Annotated in this window: 20 protein-coding genes and 1 tRNA gene; 14 read left to right on the top strand and 7 right to left on the bottom strand. The window is 37.7% G+C overall.

From position 1 onward, the window contains the following. Positions 1-3 precede the first annotated feature (3 nt). Genes MKP09_RS14255 through MKP09_RS14290 form a run of 8 tightly spaced genes read left to right on the top strand, consistent with a single transcriptional unit; the run spans position 4 to position 8,342 of the window. A complete protein-coding gene (locus MKP09_RS14255) occupies positions 4-1,107 on the top strand; it encodes a sulfatase family protein (RefSeq protein WP_240830646.1) in 1,104 nt (367 codons plus the stop codon). After that, positions 1,104-1,385 (top strand): sulfatase/phosphatase domain-containing protein, encoded by a 282-nt coding sequence (locus MKP09_RS14260; RefSeq protein WP_240830647.1) that lies wholly within the window; start codon positions 1,104-1,106, stop codon positions 1,383-1,385. The genes MKP09_RS14255 and MKP09_RS14260 overlap by 4 nt, the downstream gene beginning before the upstream one ends. Then, entirely contained in the window at positions 1,386-2,810 is a 1,425-nt protein-coding gene (locus MKP09_RS14265; protein ID WP_240830648.1) for a sulfatase, read from the top strand. Between the two features lie 31 nt (positions 2,811-2,841). After that, positions 2,842-4,020, top strand: coding sequence for a ligand-binding sensor domain-containing protein (locus MKP09_RS14270; protein ID WP_240830649.1), 1,179 nt, complete (start codon positions 2,842-2,844; stop codon positions 4,018-4,020). Then, positions 3,993-5,684: a ligand-binding sensor domain-containing protein gene (locus tag MKP09_RS14275; RefSeq protein WP_240830650.1), complete on the top strand. Its 1,692-nt coding sequence runs from the start codon at positions 3,993-3,995 to the stop codon at positions 5,682-5,684. Before MKP09_RS14270 ends, MKP09_RS14275 begins: the two co-directional genes overlap by 28 nt. Then, entirely contained in the window at positions 5,669-6,931 is a 1,263-nt protein-coding gene (locus MKP09_RS14280) for a response regulator (protein ID WP_240830651.1), read from the top strand. Before MKP09_RS14275 ends, MKP09_RS14280 begins: the two co-directional genes overlap by 16 nt. Positions 6,932-6,936: 5 nt before the next feature. Continuing rightward, the gene (locus MKP09_RS14285; protein ID WP_240830652.1) at positions 6,937-8,037 is read left to right on the top strand and encodes an arylsulfatase B; all 1,101 of its coding nucleotides are present in this window, start codon (positions 6,937-6,939) and stop codon (positions 8,035-8,037) included. Continuing rightward, a complete protein-coding gene (locus MKP09_RS14290; protein WP_240830653.1) occupies positions 8,022-8,342 on the top strand; it encodes a hypothetical protein in 321 nt (106 codons plus the stop codon). The genes MKP09_RS14285 and MKP09_RS14290 overlap by 16 nt, the downstream gene beginning before the upstream one ends. 74 nt (positions 8,343-8,416) lie before the next feature. Here the strand turns inward: MKP09_RS14290 and MKP09_RS14295 are convergent, their stop codons facing one another. The 7 genes from MKP09_RS14295 to MKP09_RS14325 all read right to left on the bottom strand — a co-directional run bounded on the left by MKP09_RS14295 (position 8,417) and on the right by MKP09_RS14325 (position 14,444). Beyond that, complete coding sequence (locus MKP09_RS14295; RefSeq protein ID WP_240830654.1) at positions 8,417-8,671, bottom strand: DUF6952 family protein; 255 nt, start codon at positions 8,669-8,671, stop codon at positions 8,417-8,419. Continuing rightward, entirely contained in the window at positions 8,652-8,966 is a 315-nt protein-coding gene (locus MKP09_RS14300) for a thioredoxin family protein (protein WP_240830655.1), read from the bottom strand. Before MKP09_RS14300 ends, MKP09_RS14295 begins: the two co-directional genes overlap by 20 nt. Positions 8,967-8,976: 10 nt before the next feature. Continuing rightward, positions 8,977-9,609 (bottom strand): peroxiredoxin, encoded by a 633-nt coding sequence (locus tag MKP09_RS14305; RefSeq protein ID WP_240830656.1) that lies wholly within the window; start codon positions 9,607-9,609, stop codon positions 8,977-8,979. 199 nt (positions 9,610-9,808) lie between these two features. Continuing rightward, entirely contained in the window at positions 9,809-10,717 is a 909-nt protein-coding gene (locus MKP09_RS14310; protein WP_240830657.1) for an NAD(P)/FAD-dependent oxidoreductase, read from the bottom strand. A 104-nt stretch (positions 10,718-10,821) separates the two neighbouring features. Continuing rightward, the gene (locus tag MKP09_RS14315; RefSeq protein ID WP_240830658.1) at positions 10,822-12,207 is read right to left on the bottom strand and encodes an NAD(P)H-hydrate dehydratase; all 1,386 of its coding nucleotides are present in this window, start codon (positions 12,205-12,207) and stop codon (positions 10,822-10,824) included. Positions 12,208-12,496: 289 nt separating this feature from the next. Continuing rightward, the gene (locus MKP09_RS14320; RefSeq protein WP_240830659.1) at positions 12,497-13,825 is read right to left on the bottom strand and encodes a serine hydrolase domain-containing protein; all 1,329 of its coding nucleotides are present in this window, start codon (positions 13,823-13,825) and stop codon (positions 12,497-12,499) included. Between the two features lie 118 nt (positions 13,826-13,943). Next, on the bottom strand, positions 13,944-14,444 hold the full coding sequence (locus MKP09_RS14325; RefSeq protein ID WP_240830660.1) for a HEAT-like fold family protein: 501 nt from the start codon (positions 14,442-14,444) through the stop codon (positions 13,944-13,946). Between the two features lie 85 nt (positions 14,445-14,529). On the opposite strand from MKP09_RS14325, the gene MKP09_RS14330 reads away from it, so the two are divergent. The 6 genes from MKP09_RS14330 to MKP09_RS14355 all read left to right on the top strand — a co-directional run bounded on the left by MKP09_RS14330 (position 14,530) and on the right by MKP09_RS14355 (position 18,450). After that, positions 14,530-14,603: transfer RNA gene (locus MKP09_RS14330), tRNA-Asp, on the top strand. Positions 14,604-14,622: 19 nt separating this feature from the next. Beyond that, entirely contained in the window at positions 14,623-15,441 is an 819-nt protein-coding gene (locus MKP09_RS14335; RefSeq protein WP_240830661.1) for a site-specific integrase, read from the top strand. A gap of 153 nt (positions 15,442-15,594) precedes the next feature. Next, positions 15,595-15,771, top strand: coding sequence for a hypothetical protein (locus tag MKP09_RS14340; protein ID WP_240830662.1), 177 nt, complete (start codon positions 15,595-15,597; stop codon positions 15,769-15,771). A gap of 136 nt (positions 15,772-15,907) precedes the next feature. After that, complete coding sequence (locus MKP09_RS14345; protein WP_240830663.1) at positions 15,908-16,171, top strand: hypothetical protein; 264 nt, start codon at positions 15,908-15,910, stop codon at positions 16,169-16,171. Between the two features lie 44 nt (positions 16,172-16,215). Then, a complete protein-coding gene (locus MKP09_RS14350; protein ID WP_240830664.1) occupies positions 16,216-17,610 on the top strand; it encodes a hypothetical protein in 1,395 nt (464 codons plus the stop codon). Positions 17,611-18,309: 699 nt separating this feature from the next. Further along, positions 18,310-18,450: a hypothetical protein gene (locus MKP09_RS14355; RefSeq protein WP_240830665.1), complete on the top strand. Its 141-nt coding sequence runs from the start codon at positions 18,310-18,312 to the stop codon at positions 18,448-18,450. The last annotated feature ends 538 nt before the right edge of the window (positions 18,451-18,988 follow it).

An 18,988-nucleotide genomic window follows, 5' to 3' on the forward strand; every position in this document is an offset into this window, starting at 1 on the left:
AGTATGGCTTTAATATATAGATACGCCTGCTTGTTATTATGTTTCTGCATTTCAACTGCATTATCTGCGCAGCAGAGTAAGAAGCGTCCTAATATTGTTGTGATCATGGCCGATGATCTGGATTCAAGACAATTGAGTTGTTATGGCGGCACTAATCTCAAAACAACGAATATTGATAAGCTTGCATCAGAAGGCATGTTATTCAACCATATGATCGCTTCAGAAGCCATGTGTGTGCCCACAAGGGCTTCATTATTTACCGGACTATATCCTGCAAGGCATGGCTCTTTTCAAAATCACAAACCTGTTTTTGATAACCTGAAAAGTATTTGCCATTACCTGGATGCACAAAATTATACTGTTGCACTAACAGGTAAAAATCACAGCACAAAACCTGAATCTGTTTTCCCTTTTAAGTTTATTGAAGGCTTTCAGCCTAATTGTGTAGCGCCAACTGATGATTATTCTTTAGACAGTGTAAGACAATTTATAACTGCTCAGAAAGACCCGTATTGCTTGTTTGTGATGAGCATTAATCCGCACGCGCCGTGGACTTTAGGCGATCCTTCAGAATTTGATGCCGATAAATTAAAGCTTCCGCTACATTGGGTAGATACTAAACAGGTTCGCGAGCAGTTTCGTAAATATCTGGCAGAAAGGCGGCTCGATAACCAGGTAGGTGATATTATGAAACTATTGCAGGAAACAGGACAGGATAAAAATACAATACTGATTTTTTTGGGAGAACAAGGCGCTCAGTTCCCGGGTGCGAAATGGACGCTTTGGGATGCTGGACAAAAAAGTTCCATGATTGTTCGCTGGCCTGATGTTGTAAAACCTGCCAGTCAAACAGACGCCATTGTTCAGTATGAAGATATAACGCCTACGTTTATTGATATTTCCGGCGGTACACCTATTGCAAATCTTGATGGCAAAAGTTTTCTTAATGTACTAAAAGATCAAAAATCAAAAGGCCGCGATTTTGCTTATGGTATACATAATAATATTCCCGAAGGGCCTGCTTATCCCATGCGCAGTATCAGAAGTACTCAATACAAGTTGTTGTTAAACCTTACTCCGGAAAAAAATATCATATCAAGTATATGATGAATCCTAATAAAAAAGATAGTTATTGGAATGGCTGGGTAGACAAGGCTAAAACAGATACACATGATCAAAAACTTATTGATCGGATTGTGAATCATCCTGCTATTGAATTTTACGATATAAAAAAAGATCCATATGAACTGAATAATCTTGCCGGAGATCCGAAGTATAAAAGTTTAATAAAAGAGTATAGTTCAAAATTACGGATGTGGATGAAGCAACAAGGAGATACCGGCGCTTCAATGGATATTAATTATAAAAAGAAAAATAAAGAATAAATGAGGTTAAGAAAATCACTTATTATCTTATGCTTATCCGTAATGTGGATGCCTGCAATTTATGCGCAGCAAAAGCCTAATATTATTTTTATACTTGCCGATGACTTGGGTTCATCTGAGTTAGGTAGCTATGGTAATACCTTCAATGAAACACCTAATCTTGATCAATTAGCAGCAGAAGGCATGAGGTTTACACAGGCTTACTCAGCAGCACCAATTTGTTCGCCAGCTCGTGCAGGTTTTATTACCGGTCAATACCCTGCACGCATACGTATTACAGACTTTCTTGATAACGAAGCACCAAGATATTTAGATCCAGCAAAGTATTATACCTTGAATGAGGCATTGTCTTCAGCAGGTTACCGCACAGGCATAATTGGTAAATGGCATTTGGATACCAAATTCAGTAATCCCATCGGAAATCCCCAGCAGCATGGGTTTGACGAGGTAATAGGTTCTGAAACGAAGTATATCGCTGATGGCGACTATTTCTATCCTTATGATAAAATATCCACTTTCAAAACCGGATCGGATAATGAATACCTTACGGATCGGCAATGCAGCGAAGCTTCTGGCTTTATTGAAAGAAATAAGGATAAGCCATTCTTTCTGTATTTGTCGTTTTATAGTGTTCATACAAGGTTAGATGCTCCGGAAGCTTTAGTGAAAAAATATAGAAATAAGTTTGACACAAAATATGGCAATGGCGCCGCAGCTAAATTTTATGATGATCCGAAAAATCAACGTCACGAAGGCAAGCATAACGATAATCCCTATCTGGCTGCAATGATTGAAAGTATTGACAATGGTGTTGGAAGTGTTATGGAAACTTTAAAGAAAAATGGATTGGATAAAAATACTTTGGTCGTGTTCTTTTCTGATAATGGAGGCGTAGCAGGTTTTGCAAATAATGGTATTTTGAGAATGGGTAAATCCTGGTTGTACGAAGGTGGCATCAGAGAAAACCTGATTACACGTTGGCCTGCGGCGATAAAAGCCGGAACTGTTTCTGACATTCCTGTTTGTGGTATTGATTTTTATCCTACCTTTTTGGAGATGGCAGGTATAGAGAATAAAGCTGGTAATATTGTTGATGGGAAAAGTATTTTAAATGTTTTTAAAGGTAATAAATGGAGTGAACGAGAGGCGCTTTTCTGGCATTATCCTTCTGAAACAGGAAAATGGGTACCTCGCATGTGCAGCGCTGTAAGAATGGGCAATTACAAATTGCTTTATTTTTATGCAGACAAGAAAATCGAGTTGTATGATTTATCAAAGGATCCGTCTGAGAAGAACGATATTGCAGTTTCACAACCGCAAAAAGTAAAGGAATTGAAAGCTGCGCTTGATAATTGGAAGAAAGAAGTAAAAGCAGAAGTGCCGAACATAAATGCTATAAAAGCAAAAAAGAAAAAGAAGCCATAACCTTTATGCACCTCTCTAAACTATTTAATAGTTGAAGTATAAGGAAACGATATTGCTGCATGATGTGAAACTATTGTTGAAGATGATCAGCTTTTTGCTGCTCCTAATTGTCTGCACTTGCAATATTGTATGTGGCCAACAGGTGCTGTTTAGAAATTATAGTGTTAATAATGGAATGTCTTCAAACACTGTATGGAATATCATACAGGATGATCAGGGATACATGTGGTTTGGTACTAAAAACGGGTTGAACCGTTTTGACGGACACACGTTTAAAGTGTATCAGGCACAAACCAATCCGTCTCCCACATCAGGCAATAGCTTTGTTCATTCCATATGCCGGTACGATAGCACCAGGTTTTGGATAGGCACAGAAGATGGCTTGTATGTGCTTGATCTTGTTAAGGAGCAATTCTCAAAAATAAAAGTGTTAGGCAGTGATATTATATTTTCTATCTTAAGAGACAATAAAGGGGCGATGTGGGTGGGCACCCGAAGTAATGGTTTATATAAATATGATGCTGCAAAAAATCATTTCTCAAATTACAGGAAGGGCGCCGGCAGTCGCTCTATTTCACATAACCAGATACGGAGGTTACAGCAGGATAATGATGGCAATATTTGGATTGGCACATTTGGAGAAGGAGTAGATGTATTGAATCCCGCAACTGGCTTGGTTCGAAATATAAAGTCAGGCAACACAGATCAGCATATTTCCAGCAATTTTATTTTATCGCTTTACAAAGATCTACGTGGAAATATTTGGATAGGAACATTGTCAGGCGGATTGAATTGTTGGTTAAAAGATCAGCAGCGTTTTAAAACATATAAAACTGGTTCGCCCAATGGTATAAGTGATAATATAGTACGGGCTATATATCAGCCGGACGCCAGTAAATTATATGTTGGGACTGAGAAAGGTTTAAATGTGCTGGATATTGCGGAGGATAAATTCCGGCATTATACTAATAACTCAAACGATCCTTACAGTATCAGCGATAATGCAGTTTATTCCATTTATCCTGATAAGGAAGGTGGTATTTGGGTGGGCACTTATTTTGGAGGTGTAAACTATTTTACAGAAGGCGGGCCAGGATTCAATTTTTATTACCATACCGGAGCTGCTGATGGTTTATCAGGAAAAGCGGTGAGTTGCTTTTTAGAAGATAAGCCGGGTTATTTTTGGTTGGCACAGAAAATGGTGGACTGAACTATTTCGATTCATATTCGGGAACATTTAAAAAGTATCCTTTCAATCCTCACCAGGAAAAATTATCTTATAACAATATACATGCTTTGTATAAGGATAAGGAAGGTAATTTATGGGTGGGCACATTTAGCGGTGGCCTTAATGTAATTAACCTGAACACCGGTAAAATAAAGCGATATACAAGCAATGCTGGTGATCCTACATCTTTAAGCAGTAATAGTGTATATACGATTACTGAAGATCGAAGTGGTAATATTTGGGTTGGTACTGTAAAGGGTTTGAATATCTATAACAAAGAAAAAGATGCATTTACACGTGTTACTGGCATGGACCTGCAAAACAGTTGTATCTACGAAGTGTATGAAGATGTGCCTGGAAATATATGGGTGGCCACATACGAAAATGGTATTGTTTGTAGAAAAGCCGGTACATCAGATTGGATTAAATATTCAACTCAAAATTCTGCGATCAGTTCTAATCGTGTAATCTCTTTACATGATGATGGTGTTGGCAATCTTTGGTTAGGAACGGATGGAGGAGGACTTAACAAGTTTGATATAAGAAGCCAGAAATTTACAAGTTTTATGGGACGTACGGGAATGGCTTCCGTGGTATTTGGAGTGTTGCAGGACAAGTCAGGAAGGCTGTGGTTGTCTACTAATGACGGGATATTGAAGTTTTCTGAAAAACCTTTTACTATTCTTTCTTTCGCTAACTCTGGCAATTTTAATAACAGGCTTTATAATTACAATGCTTATTATTCCGGTTCTGACGGGCGCATGTTGATGGGAGGTATCAACGGTTTTAGTACATTCTACCCAAGTCAACTTAAACTGGTGCCCGACGAAAATAATCTTGTCTTAACTAATTTCAAATTATTTAATAATGAGGTTTCTTTCAATGACAAGGAATCGCCATTGTCTGAATCACCCGGCTTTGCAAAAGCAATAACACTGGCACACAATCAGTCGGTAGTAAGCTTTGAATATGCAGCTTTAAATTATAAGGATCCTGATAGAATTCGTTACGCTTACAAGATGGATGGCTTTGATGATAACTGGAATATGGTTGGCACACAGCGCAATGCCACTTATACTAATCTTCCTCCCGGAAGTTATACATTCCAGGTAAAGACTGATGTTTATGGAAATTGGAACGAATCAATAACAGCTATTAACGTAACAGTAAGACCTCCGTTTTACCGAACAACTCTTGCTTATATATTTTATATAATATTAATTGGAGTGGGTATATGGTTACTTAAAAATTATTTTAAACGTAGAGAACAAAGTAAAAATGCTATTAAGCTTGAGCGTATGAAGGCGCAGAAAGAACATGAGTTTTACCAGCAAAAAATAGACTTCTTTACTACGATGGCGCATGAGATAAGAACACCACTCTCACTTATTATGGCGCCACTGGAAAAGCTTCTGGCAATCGAAAATAAATCGGAAACTGTACAGCAGCTAAATGTGATGGAACAAAACACACAAAGGTTGTTGACTTTGGTTAACCAGTTACTTGATTTCCGTAGAATTGAAAGTGATATTTATACCATAAAAAAGAGCGGCTTGAGCTGGTTTCTTATATCCACTCTTTGTATTCGAGGTTTTCACCGATCGCATCTCAAAAAGGTATCAAATTTAATATGTCAACCGAGGTGAATCAGCTACATATAAATGCTGATGCAGAAGCGCTTCAAAAAATAATAAGTAACCTTCTTATAAATGCATTCAAATTTGCAAAATCATTCGTAGAAATAAAGATCAGTCTACCAGATTTGAAAGATGATCCACAAAAAACCGTGTCAGTAAGTGTATCTGATGATGGGGTTGGTATACCGCAGGCCGAACTACAGCACGTCTTTACACCATTCTTCAAAGTTTCTTCACCTGAACATAAAATAAAGAATATCGGAGGCACCGGCATTGGACTGTCGCTTGCTAAAGCACTTGCCGAAAAGCATGAAGGTGAACTTAATGTTGAAAGCAAGCCCGGTACTCAAACAGTCTTCATGCTTACAATACCATACGAGCAGCGACCAGGTTCTGCTATTCAGGAGCCAGATGTTGAGTTAGTAGACGATACGGTAAGGCCAGGTATACTGATAGTTGAAGATGATCTGAATATGCTTGATTTTATTGTAACAAATTTTAAAGGAGAAGGGTATCATACATTTTCTGCTGCAAACGGCGCGGAAGCTTTGAAAATACTGGAAGTGCAGCCTGTAGAACTTGTGTTATCTGATGTGATGATGCCTGAAATGGATGGCATGACTTTATGTAAAAAGATAAAAAATAGTATCGACTTTAGCCATATTCCTGTTATTCTTTTAACGGCCAAAGGTAATAGTGATGCGGAGTTACAGGGAATTGAAAGCGGAGCGGATGCTTATGTAGTAAAGCCTTTCAAGTGGAAGCATATTACAGCTCTTGTAAAAAATTTATTGGAAACAAGAAGCCGGCTTAAAGAAAAGTTTAACCAGCAACCTCTTGCTGACATTGCTACTATTACAACGAATACACATGATAAAAAATTTATTGAAACTATTACAAGCATAGTAGAAGAAAGAATAGACGATTATCGCTTATCGGTTGAAGAATTAAGTAAGGAAATGGCCATGAGCCGTTCAACACTTCATAAAAAGGTAAAAGCTGTAACGGGGCATGTTCCAAACGAGTTTATAAGATTGATACGCTTACGAATGGCAGCCAAGTTATTGATTTCAGGAGAGTATAATATTTCAGAAGTAGGTTATAAAACAGGGTTTAATTCTCCGTCTTATTTTACACGCTGTTTCATACAGCAGTTTAAATTAACGCCAAGCGAATTTTTGGAAAAACATCAAAATGGTGATTTAGGTAAAGTAGATGAGTTACTTGTAAATGATTCGATAAACAAGAAAAAGTAATTACAATGAAGACTATCTTTTTTAGTGTTGCATGTTTATTGTGTAGCGCCATAGCTTGTGTGACATATGCACAATCAAAACCCAATATAATCGTAATTGTAGCTGATGATTTTGGTTGGGGCGATGTAGGTTTTCACAAAAGTGAAATTCGCACTCCCAATCTTGATCAGCTTGCAAAAGAAGGTGTGATCTTGAATCGTTATTACGTATCACCCATTTGTTCGCCCACACGAGCTGGTCTTATGACGGGCAGATATCCGGATAGATATGGCTTGCGCGACAATGTGATAGCACCCTGGCTGAACTTTGGCATTGATACAACTGAACGTTTCCTCCCACAATATCTTGCTAATGCAGGTTACAAAAACAGAGCAGCTATTGGGAAGTGGCATCTTGGCCATTCTGCCAGGAAATATCTTCCATTAAACAGGGGGTTCACGCATTTTTATGGCCACTATAATGGTGCCATCGATTACTTTACTCACGAAAGAGAAGGCGAGTTGGATTGGCATAATGACTGGAATACCAGCCATGATAAAGGTTACTCAACTGATCTTATAAGTGATGAAGCTGTAAAGTGTATTAAGAAATATAAAGATGACGGATCGTTTTTCCTGTATATCGCATACAATGCACCTCATGGACCATTACAAGCTAAAGAAGAGGATTTATTGAAATATGGATTTGATCCGGCAAAGCCATTATTTGGTGAAGCTAAAGGATCCAAAGAACAGGGACGAGGCAATACACGCAGGCAAACTTATTCGGCTATGGTTAGCAGCATGGATGAAGGTATTGGTCGTATTTTATCTGCATTAAAAGAATCCGGAATTGAACAGAATACATTGATATTGTTTCAAAGCGATAACGGCGCAGAACCCAATGCAGGCGGCAGCAGCGGTGAATTAAAAGGAGAAAAGTTTCAGGAGTGGGATGGGGGTGTACGCGCAAATGCAATGATTAAATGGCCCAACGGCTTTAAAGGTGGCAGGAAAAGTGATCAGCTTTGCAGTTACGTTGATATACTACCTACACTTTGCGCTGTAGCTGGTGTTCAGACAACACCGCAAAAAAACTGGATGGTATTAATGTGCTGGCTTCTCTAACTGATCAAAAGAAAATTTCACGTGGTTTATTTTTAGGACATGGCAGTTTTATCATGGACGAATGGAAACTGGTGAAGGCAAACAGCGGTAATGAAAAAATGAAACATACGGATGATGTGCTTTACAACATCGTTAAAGATCCAACAGAAAAAAATAATGTACGAAAAGAGCATCCTGATAAATACAAAGAATTGCTAGAACTGGTGAAACCTTACGATAATATTGAAAGCTCTTTGGTAGTGCCTCCTTATGGCCAGGGCAGAAAGACATTTAAAGCTCCAAAAGAATGGAGTATCGAAAAATAAAAAGTGAATATATTTTTCGTTAAAAAGCCCGCGTGTAGCGGGCTTTTTAGATAGTTTTCGAGACTTAGAGTGAGCTATATTGTATGATCGATAGAACTCATTACTTTTTGCATAAAGCCATTTAATGCGTCTTTTTCAGATTCGCCTGCGGCCACCATTTCATGCACTTCCAAGGCTCCGCAGCAATTTGATATAAGTTCGCCAATGATATTCAGTTCTTCTTCTTTAATTGAAGAAGCCTCACTTATACTTTCTAATACTGATATGGTATGTTCTATTTTTTCCCGAGAACAAGTACGCTGTATCTGTCTAATTACCGGCAACTTCATTGATCAAATTTTTTAATTGTTCTTCTTTGTTTGTTTGAACCTGGTTCACCAATAAGCCATTGTTAAATCCGGCAAATGTTGGCAGGTTATTTACTGCAGCCAGTTTACGGCTTAATGGAAATTTTTCAGCATCTGCAATTACAAAAACAGTAGTTTCGTTTTCGCCGGATAACCTTTTAAATTTGGGTTTCATCAATCGACAATTGCCACACCATCCGGCAGAGTATTGTACAACCACTTTAGAATGTTGCGCTACAATTTCCTGCAGGTTATCATTTTCTAATTCTAATAACATAGTTTGATTTTTAATTTCTTGAAAAGTATTCAGCCACGCCTTCGTTGGTTGCTTTCATCGCTTCTTCACCATCTTCCCAGTTTGCCGGACATACCTCACCAAATTTCTCAACATGTAATTGAGCATCTAACAAACGTAGATATTCATCAATATTACGTCCTAGGGGAAGATCGTTGATAGACTCATGTCTTACAATACCTTCTTTGTCTATCAAAAACGTGCCACGATAAGCAACGGGAGCGCCGTTAAAAGACCATTGTCTGGTATCGCTGTTAAATAAGTATTCACCAGCCAGCACACCATAGTTCATGGAAATGATTTTTGATGCATCAGCAATAAGAGGATACGTAACGCCATTAATGCCACCGTTCTCTTTAGCTGTATTCAGCCAGGCGAGATGCGTTTCCTCGGTATCTGTCGAACAGCCGATCACAACAGTGTTTCTCTTTTCAAACTCTGCTAACTTTTCCTGGAAAGCATGAATTTCAGTTGGGCAAACAAATGTAAAATCTTTGGGATAGAAGAATAGGATAATATGTTTGTTACCTATGTATTGATCCAGAGAAAAATTTTCAACGATCTCTTCTCCATTAATAACTGCACCCGAAACAAAGTGGGGCGCTTTTTTGCCAGTTAATGCCATATTATAAAATTTTAAATAAAAACTTTTTAATCTTTAATGGCAGGCAACGTTATAAGCGGTGCAAAAGTATTTGTTTTGAAAGCGTAGGCAAAAAGATTGGAGTTAAATCATAATTGTATTTTCTAATAGAGCTATAGATAAAATCGATAGCAGATAAGATCTTTATAAAGTTTAATAATAAGCTGGAATTGCCTGTAGTTTACAAAAATGAGGCGTCCGCTAGTTCTTTATTAACCATTGCGCCTGTTAAACTACCTGCAGCAACTGCATTGGCCACAGAGCGCATGGGTGACGAATTATCACCACAGGCAAAAACTCCGTTAACGGTCGTTCTTTGAAAGCTGTCAATACTAATATATCCTTGTTCTGTTATTTGGCAACCTAAAGATTGGAGGATATCAGTATGCTGAACAAACGGCACAGCGGCATATATAGCCTGAAATGCAATAGGCTCATGAGTTCCGAAATAAACGTTTTCAACATAGCCGTTTTGATGTTCGACTTTTTCAATTTTATTTTCTATAACAGATATGTTGTTTCGTTTTAGTTTTTTCAGTTGATCCTTATTAAAATCTGATGGCCCATTTGTCAAAATAGTCAGTTGATCCGTCAGGTTTTTGATCAATGAGGTCAAGTGCATGGCACGTTCGCCATTTGTTATCATAGCTGTTTTCGCATTTTTAAATTCATATCCGTGGCAATACGGACAGTGAATTACAGAAATGCCCCAGCACTCGGCAAGTCCGTCGATAGCTGGAAGCAGGTCTTTTATGCCGGTGGCGAATATCAGTTTTTGACAACTTATCTTCTTCCCATTCTTAGTAGTTATTTCAAATAAATCGCCTAACCGTTTCCCTGTAATAGCAAGATCATTCAGAAATTGTATTGTATCATATTTTTGAAGTTGTTCTTTTGCTTTTATATATATATCCTTTGGTGTAGAGCCATCCTGTGTTAAGAAATTATGTGAATGCGGTGTTTGCTGGTTACATGGTTCTCCATTATCGATTATTAAAACATTTCTTAATGATCTTCCTAACGACATTGCAGCTGAAAGACCTGAATAGCTTCCACCTATTATGATTACTTCAAAATCTGCTTGCTTCATAATAAATATTTTTTAGGACAAAGATAGACTTATTTTTATAAAATGCAACATGGTTGCATTTTATAAAAATGGCCGTAATGCTTTAGAAGTTTGATCACGATAAATTATTTAGTTAATAAGTCGGGTGTTTTCAAAGCTTCAATAAGATCGGTTGCCGTCATTGAAATCATCCCATACTTTGCAGCCGCATTATCACCTGCCGCGCCATGCATATAAACGCCCAGAATTGCGGCTTCATTAGGTTTATATCCTTGCGCCAAGATGCCAGTAATAATTCCTGTAAGAACGTCTCCGCTGCCGCCTTTTGCCATTCCTGCATTTCCTGTTGTATTAAAATATCCTTTTCCATCGGGTGTGGCAATAAAAGTATGATGGCCTTTTAGTATGATTATAATCTTTAAGTCATGTGCCTTTTGCAAAGCGGTATTTATTTTTTCAAGATCATTCATGTCGTTTCCAAACAATCTTGCATATTCTTTTGGGTGTGGTGTAAGGATGGAACCTGGAGGCAATAAGGATAACCAGTCAGGGTTTTCGGAAAGAATGTTAAGCGCGTCAGCATCTATAACCATTGGCTTTTGATAATCCTTTAATAGCTGATATAAAAAAGATGTGGTCATTTTTTCTTTGCCGATGCCTGGGCCAATACCGATCGATGTATAAGGTTTGAGATCATAATCTATATTGCTAATGATCTCGCTTTGCGTATCAATCCTGCACATTGCTTCTGGTGCGCTGATCTGCATGATTTCAACGCCTTTCGCAGGTACGTGTGCTGTTACAAGCCCTGCTCCACTTTGCAAGCAGGCTTTAGTTGATAGAACCGCTGCTCCCATTTTGCCATAGCTTCCAGCAATGATCAATGCATGGCCAAAATTTCCTTTATGCGAAAAAGCTTTTCTTAGTTTTATTATGGAAGAAATAAATTGTTGATCTACTAATTCAAAAGTTGTTTCAACTGAGTTCAAGTAGGAGGGATGAAGGTTGATATCTAAAATATGGACGTTGCCAAAATATTCTTCATTTTCGGGTAATAGAAAAGCAGCTTTAAAACATTGGAATGTTAAGGTGTTATTTGCTTTAATGGCGGTAAGTCCTTTTGATGAAAGATCCGTTAATAAGCCACTAGGCATATCGATGGCAACAACTTTATTATTTAATCTATTTATATATTCTACCAACTGCTTGCTAAATCCGTCAAGCGAGCGGTTAAGGCCTGTACCAAAAATCGCATCAATAATAATGGTGTCTGCTGCCAATGATGGTAATGAAATTTCTTTCAGATCGATAATAACAGACGCAACTTCTTTTAGGCATTTGTAATTAATATCAAAATCACTACTTCTTTTGCTAGCGGAATTTAGTAAGAAGACCTGAACAGCATGACCGCTAAGGCTTAATAAACGAGCAATAGCCAAGCCGTCGCCGCCATTGTTACCTGGGCCACAAAAAATGGCAAAGTTTTTATTAAGATATTTTTTATAAGCCAATCTGTACAAGCTGCTGACGCACGTTCCATTAAATCTATTGAAGCAATGGGTTCATGGTTAATAGTGAATTGATCCCATTCTCTTATTTGTATCGCACTTAAAAGTTTCATTCGCATATTTTTCCTTTGAAACAATAAATTCAAGCAGAACTTAAAGGTAAATTATAAATGCAAAAGTCTATAGGCTGAGCAATGTACAAAGTACAAGAGTGCGACGCAATTTTGATGAGTAATGTTCAACTGCTGATAACAAAAAAATATCAATGCTTCGGTTGCTGTAACTAACACAATTACTCTTGTGTCAGCTTTTCTTTTGGCCTGCACTTTTTTTGGAGTTTTGGAAATCTGCTTTTTCTTTGCTGGTGCCGTCTTAGAGGATGATTTCTTTTTAACAACAGTTGCTTTTTTGCAGGTTGCGATACTTTTTTCTTAGTAACTGCTACTGGTGCATCTTCGTCGACTTCTGTATCATTTTGTAAGTAGTCTCCAAAAACATTGTACGCAAGCTTTGCCGAATGATAGATATTGCTGTTATACTGATTGCCTAAAATGATAATAACTGCTTTTTCATCAATTAATCTTGCAAATGCCGGATTAAACCCGTGCCATTTTCCATTATGATAAATAACTTTTTTCCCATTTGGTAAATTTAGCATACGCCAGGCTAAACCATAGTTGTGTGTTGAGGGTGTTTCGTTACTCATTGGTTGATAAGCGGAATCAAGAAGAGACTGACTTATGAATTTTTCGCTGTAAAGTGCAGCGTCCCATTTTAGCATATCACGCGGAGTACTGTAAATATTTTTATCTCCATAAGTATGATCAAAAATATCCTGATCCCATATAGCTCCAGATGGTTTATAAGACATGATAACGCGGCCACTATCTGTTGGCGTATAAACAAAAGTATGTTTCATGCGCAAGGGTTTGAATATAGTTTCGTTCATATATTCCGGATATGGCTTGCCTGTCACCTTTTCAAGAATCAATGCTAATAAAACATAGTTGGTGTTGCAATAGCTAAAATGAGTGCCTGTTCTGTAACTTAGATCAGGCTTGTATTTGATCAGGAAATCTAATACGTCATTGTTACTTACCATTTGGTTGGGAGACCATTTTTCTTTGTCCTCCATGAAATAAAGATAGTTGGGCAGCCCGCTTCGATGACTAAGTAAAAGCTTTACCGTTACGCCAGGATAAGGAAAGGCTGGGAAGAACTTTGATACATCGTCATCTAAATGAATTTTACCTTGTTGCACCAATTTTAATATAGCCATACCAGTAAATGGCTTGCTTGTAGAAGCAAGATGGAAAGATGAGCTATCTGTGATCGGTGTGGTTTTAGCTCTCGGGTCTGTAAAGCCTACATATTTTTCATAAACAATATTGCCACCCTTGGCAACTATAACAGCTCCGTTAAAATTCCGGTTGATGAGTTTATGATCGAATAGTTGGTTCAGCTTAGCAGTATAACCGGCTAATTCTTCTTTTGTCAGTTTTTCTGGAGTGGGTAACTGTATATATGTGGAATCGGCTTGCAGAGTTTCCGATTCAGCGGATTTGGATTTACAACCAATAAAAAACAATGCCAGGCAAAGAGGAATGATAGATCGTCTCAAGGTTCTACTTTTTAAGGCTGCAAATGTAAATGTATAGCCCTCTAAATGTGTGGATGTTGACAAATATTTGAGTGATTTTAACAGTATATATAAATATGCATTCAAATTTATTTCGAGTTCAGAATTTTTTTGCTCTTGATTTAAATGCCGGTGCGGCGTTGATCATTCGAATTCTGATGATGGCATCGAGTTCTGGTTTGATTTCCGGATAGACTTTGGCAAGTTTAGCCAGGATTCCTAAAGCAAATGCTTGGGAAGCGATGGCTTCATTTGGGTCTTCTATAAATCGAAAACAGGCATCCATGATAACACCATGATGTACTTCCGGAAGATGAGGCAATTGATCAAACGCTCGTAATATATTTCTTCTTACCGCGGCGGGTTTATTGTCAGCATTCAGTTGTGTGATCAGCTTTTTATAATGTTTGTTTATTAGATCCGGATGGTTGGCTACACAATAGCTTAATGGCCAGGATGCGCGCTGTACAATGATTCTGTCGCTATTTAGAAACATGTTGAGTAATGTATCAAAATGCTTTTGGTTATCACCAACCCAATTTACAATTTCATTGGCCTGTTCCTTCGTGTAAGGCTTTTCCAGAATAGACAAAATATTCATGCTGTTAAAGTAAATATTTTTAAACTTTTTTGAAATTGTTTGGCAGTAATAAAAAAGCGATTATATTTGCACTCCCAATTTGAAAGGATCGGTAGTTCAGTTGGTTAGAATGCCGCCCTGTCACGGCGGAGGTCGCGGGTTCGAGTCCCGTCCGGTCCGCTAAAAAGGATTATCAGCAATGATGATCCTTTTTTGTTTTTACCCTACTATACTGTCACAGGATCGGCGTATTACGGCTCAACATCCTTTAGAGTATGGCAATTATAAGACCTTCAATGATGAACTGGCAAGGCTTAAAAAGATAGTAGAAGATCTTGTTACTTATGCAACTTTAAGGAAGATTCAGAACCGTGTTGAATTTGTAAAAAAATATTATTCTCCCGTTCTTGATATTAGTGATATCGAGGCAAAAGAAAAGGAAGCTGTTGAAGAAAAAAATAATCGAAATGTGTATAACCAGTTTGATGAATATATTAAGTCTAAAGAACGGCGAGTAAGTAAAGCAACCCTTACTGTCTATAGTAATGTAAAATCACATTTATTATCTTTTGAAGAATTTCGGAAAAGGGAAATTACATTTGATAGTTTTGATTTTGCCTTTTACGAAGATTTTGTTGATTATCTCGCTTTCGAGCATACTCATTTACGCCGTAAGGTTTTGTTGACCGGGCTAAAACTAAATACCATAGGAAAGACAATAAAACATCTTCGGGGTTTTATCAAAGACAGAATTAAAAGAAAAATTATTCAACCTATTGATCTGACCGATTTCAAAATACCAGAAGAAGAAAGTGATGCTATCTACCTCACTTATGAAGAAATTGCAAAAATTTATCAAACTGATTTATCAGAACATCCACATCTTCTTGAGTACAGGGATGTGTTTGTATTGGCTTGTTTAACCGGACTAAGGTTTTCAGATTTTTCCACCTTAAAGCCTGAAGATTACAACGGGATATGCTTTACAAAAAGCAGGAGAAATCTGATCATTGGGTAATTATTCCTCTGCGACATGAAGCCAAATTAATTTTTACTCGTCAGTTTAAAGGTAGAATTTCAACTTAACAAATGCAGAATTTAACAGGTATATTTTTATAAGTATATCCGAATAACTCCAGAGGAGGCCGCTAGAAAAGTAAAAGAGCTTTGGTTGGCAAGGGGTGATATGAAATTGACAAAAGAGACAATGAAAGAAATGACCTATCTTGTAATAAAAAATGATAAGGAGCTAAGCCCTGATAGGAATAAAACCTTTGTGCGTATTGTTGAGGTTGACAAAGATGGCACCAGACATTACTCTAAAGTGCTGGAGGCGGTAAAAGACTAACTCCTGTAGCAACGATGAGGCCCTCCATAGCTGCCATAGGCAGTATTATATGCAATTATTCATCTTCGCTTTTGGTTTTTTCCATATCGAAATTTAATACCTCACCTTCTAAACTTACAAACATGAAAAAACAATTATGCTTGTGCATTATTTTCAGTCTTTCCTTTTTTTGGTAAATGCTCAATGCGGTCCAACCCCTAATGACTGCGATGGAGACGGAGTGTTGAACGCTGTTGATGTTGATGATGATAACGACGGCATTCCTGATGTAGATGAGTGCAATACCACCAGTATTTTTGCCAATGGAGATTTTTCACAAGGGACAAATGGATCAGTTCCAACCGGATGGACAACCGGTACCACCCAAAATACGCAACTTCTTAGTCTTAATGCTGGTTAGGATTTACTAATGCTGATGCACCTTCCAGTAGTTTACCTTTTAATGTGGCTTATAGAACTGTTACCGCAGTATCCCTAACAAATGGCCAGCAATATAGCTTTTCTTATAAAACTGGATATACCAGCGCCAATCCTTGTGCAATAAATTACCGATTTATTTTATATTCCACGGATGGAACAAATAGTTTGTTAATAGGACCCGCTCTGACCACAGGTGGTGGTGGCGCGATTGGCACCCAGGTGCCTCAGGTTGTTAATGCAGCTGGCTTTGCAGCAAACCACGTCACTATTTCGGGTGATTTTACTTTTTCATTACCGACTGGTAATTATTACCTTGGATTTGTTATGCAAAAGGGAGCTGGTTGTGGAGGAGCGAGTCGAGACATTTTAAACGACGATATTGTTATTAATACGCCTTGTACTTTAGATACTGACGGGGATGGTATTTTTGATTTCCAGGATTCTGATAGCGACAACGACGGTTGTCCCGATGCTTTAGAAGGTGGGGCAAATCTCACAACCGCAAACTTGGATGCCAACAACCGGTTAACTGGAACAGTTGGTGTAAATGGAGCTCCTGCGATAGCCGGAAATGGCCAGGCGGTAGGGTCATCTCAAATCGCTGCAACGAGTGCCTGTGATCCAGTGTCTTACGTCACAACTGTACCTGTCGATGGCATGCCAGCCTTAACAAACTTAGGTGCGAATCCACTGCAAGGAAGTGATTCAGCGAGTGCGGTTAATCAACAAAGTTGGGTAGGAAGAAGTATTGCCATCACAACGCTACCTACCAATGGGTTTATACTAACGTATAATGGAACAGCTGTCACTGCTGGTCTAAGGATTGATGATTATGACCCGACATTGCTTACAATAGAACCAAGTGATGCAACTCCAACTGGAACAACAAGTACAACGTTTCAATATGCAGTTTTTGATGCGTCTGACGTACAAAGTTCTGCTTCCGATTATACTTTAAACTTCTCAATAGCGCTTCCTGTGAACTTTGGTTTGGTGGAAGCTACAATCACTGGCGGAGAATTAATTGTAAACTGGAGCAGTATATCTGAAACTAATAATGATCATTTTGAAGTGGACGTTTCAGCAGATGGTAAAACATTTACAAGTATAGGAAAAGTAGACAGCAAGGCTGAAAATGGTAACTCTTCTTCAGAACTTACATATAGCTTTTCTAAGGGAGTGTCTGGCGTGGTAGCAGGGATTTCTGTTTTATTATTGATGATAACCCCTGTTGCCAGAAGGTATAGGAAACTGCTAATGGCAGTCTTTTTGTTTGGTATTACCGTCTATATCATTTCTTGTAATAAACAGAACAAAGATGTCTTAGATACCTCTGGTGATGTATATGTGCGCATCGCGCAGGTGGATAAAGATGGTTCTACAAAGTATTCTAAAACTGTAAAAGCGAATAAAGAATAAAAATTGAACTCGTTTTCGTTTGTTAAAATCCCAGAATCAATCTGGGATTTTTTTAAGTTACTTTATAAATAACTAGACGTTCTTTGCAATCTGTTTTCTTTAACAGTCTGTAATGTTTAAAAAGATTCAGCATATCCTATTTTACAAAATTTTTTAAAATTAGATAAAAGATTATTAGCGTTGTACTTCATTTTTCCTATTTCATGAATTCGGTTCTAAGATGCGGCCTATTAAATCGTATGCCAATTATTGGGTACGATCCATGGCGGTGTATATTATGACAAAATACGACACCTATGCATCGGAAGTATTTATGTACAGCCCCTTCGTCCACTTGATAATGTCTGAAATAATAGAACGATCCAGTAGAAACTTTATTGATAAAGAGTAATGCAAATGTTAATGCAATATGAAACAGATATTTCAACAGGGATAATTTAAGATATGCTTTGAGTTAAATCAATTTAAAAGCGCTTCAACGTAATATTCATCATGGCTTTTTCAAAGATATATTGAAATAAATTTATTGTTTCTATAAAATAAAAATATATAAATGATGGAGATGAATTGACGATAATTTGATCAGAAAAATCTAACTATCCTTAAGTACTTTGTATTTGCCATTTTATTTTCCAACGATTGCTAATAACGCCACATGTTAAAAAAACTTGTTTTTAAACAATAGCCATCTTCTCTACGTTGCTGCTAAGCTCTGGGATAGCAGTGTTTGGACAAAATATAATTACGGTTACAGGAACAGTAACAGATCATCAGGCGCAACCTTTACCGGCAGTTACAGTAGAAGTAAAGGGATGGAAACAAAACAGTACCTACCAATGAAAGTGGACAATATACTATTGACCGGTTTTAAGGAAAGGCATCCATCTGGACGCAGCGCTTAAAAATTATAAAGTGAGTTTTGAATAAAAAGATGATACCAAGTGATGTAAAATAAATATCCCCTATAAACATAAATTCGACTAGGTAATTAAAAAATCGATCGTGGCAATGGATCTGCTAGTTGCGATTCGGATGCGGTGTTATGCTTCTCGTCAAAATCTTTCAGATAGGAATTGAATAAAAGAATATGATTACCCGTACAGAGGGACCCCTGTTTGTAAACATTTTCTATATAAGGTTTTATTATATGATCATGGCACGAACGGCGCCAAGTTTACCGGTAATGCTAGCTGATTTTCTGAATTCTGATAACTTTTAGCGTATTGATCAAATAGCTTCAGTAGAGCGTTGATTTCCGGGTCAGCTATATAACACAAAGGGTAGCCCGATACTCATATAATCTGTCTTTAATTTTTAGAAGCGACGCTACAATCAGGGAAAAAATTAGGTTATGCGGGCCTTTAATATTAGGCATCGT

This window comes from Paraniabella ginsengisoli (assembly GCF_022513635.1).
GTDB lineage: Bacteria > Bacteroidota > Bacteroidia > Chitinophagales > Chitinophagaceae > Niabella > Niabella ginsengisoli.

Excerpts from the sequence above, each read along its gene's own strand:
- MKP09_RS14255 (WP_240830646.1), top strand. The coding sequence starts at position 4 with ATGGCTTTAATATATAGATACGCCTGCTTGTTATTATGTTTCTGCATT.
- MKP09_RS14265 (WP_240830648.1), top strand. The coding sequence starts at position 1,386 with ATGAGGTTAAGAAAATCACTTATTATCTTATGCTTATCCGTAATGTGG.
- MKP09_RS14325 (WP_240830660.1), bottom strand. The coding sequence starts at position 14,444 with ATGAATATTTTGTCTATTCTGGAAAAGCCTTACACGAAGGAACAGGCC.
- MKP09_RS14300 (WP_240830655.1), bottom strand. The coding sequence starts at position 8,966 with ATGTTATTAGAATTAGAAAATGATAACCTGCAGGAAATTGTAGCGCAA.
- MKP09_RS14285 (WP_240830652.1), top strand. The coding sequence starts at position 6,937 with ATGAAGACTATCTTTTTTAGTGTTGCATGTTTATTGTGTAGCGCCATA.
- MKP09_RS14260 (WP_240830647.1), top strand. The coding sequence starts at position 1,104 with ATGATGAATCCTAATAAAAAAGATAGTTATTGGAATGGCTGGGTAGAC.
- MKP09_RS14345 (WP_240830663.1), top strand. The coding sequence starts at position 15,908 with ATGCTTGTGCATTATTTTCAGTCTTTCCTTTTTTTGGTAAATGCTCAA.
- MKP09_RS14305 (WP_240830656.1), bottom strand. The coding sequence starts at position 9,609 with ATGGCATTAACTGGCAAAAAAGCGCCCCACTTTGTTTCGGGTGCAGTT.
- MKP09_RS14280 (WP_240830651.1), top strand. The coding sequence starts at position 5,669 with ATGTCAACCGAGGTGAATCAGCTACATATAAATGCTGATGCAGAAGCG.
- MKP09_RS14310 (WP_240830657.1), bottom strand. The coding sequence starts at position 10,717 with ATGAAGCAAGCAGATTTTGAAGTAATCATAATAGGTGGAAGCTATTCA.
- MKP09_RS14295 (WP_240830654.1), bottom strand. The coding sequence starts at position 8,671 with ATGAAGTTGCCGGTAATTAGACAGATACAGCGTACTTGTTCTCGGGAA.
- MKP09_RS14335 (WP_240830661.1), top strand. The coding sequence starts at position 14,623 with ATGATGATCCTTTTTTGTTTTTACCCTACTATACTGTCACAGGATCGG.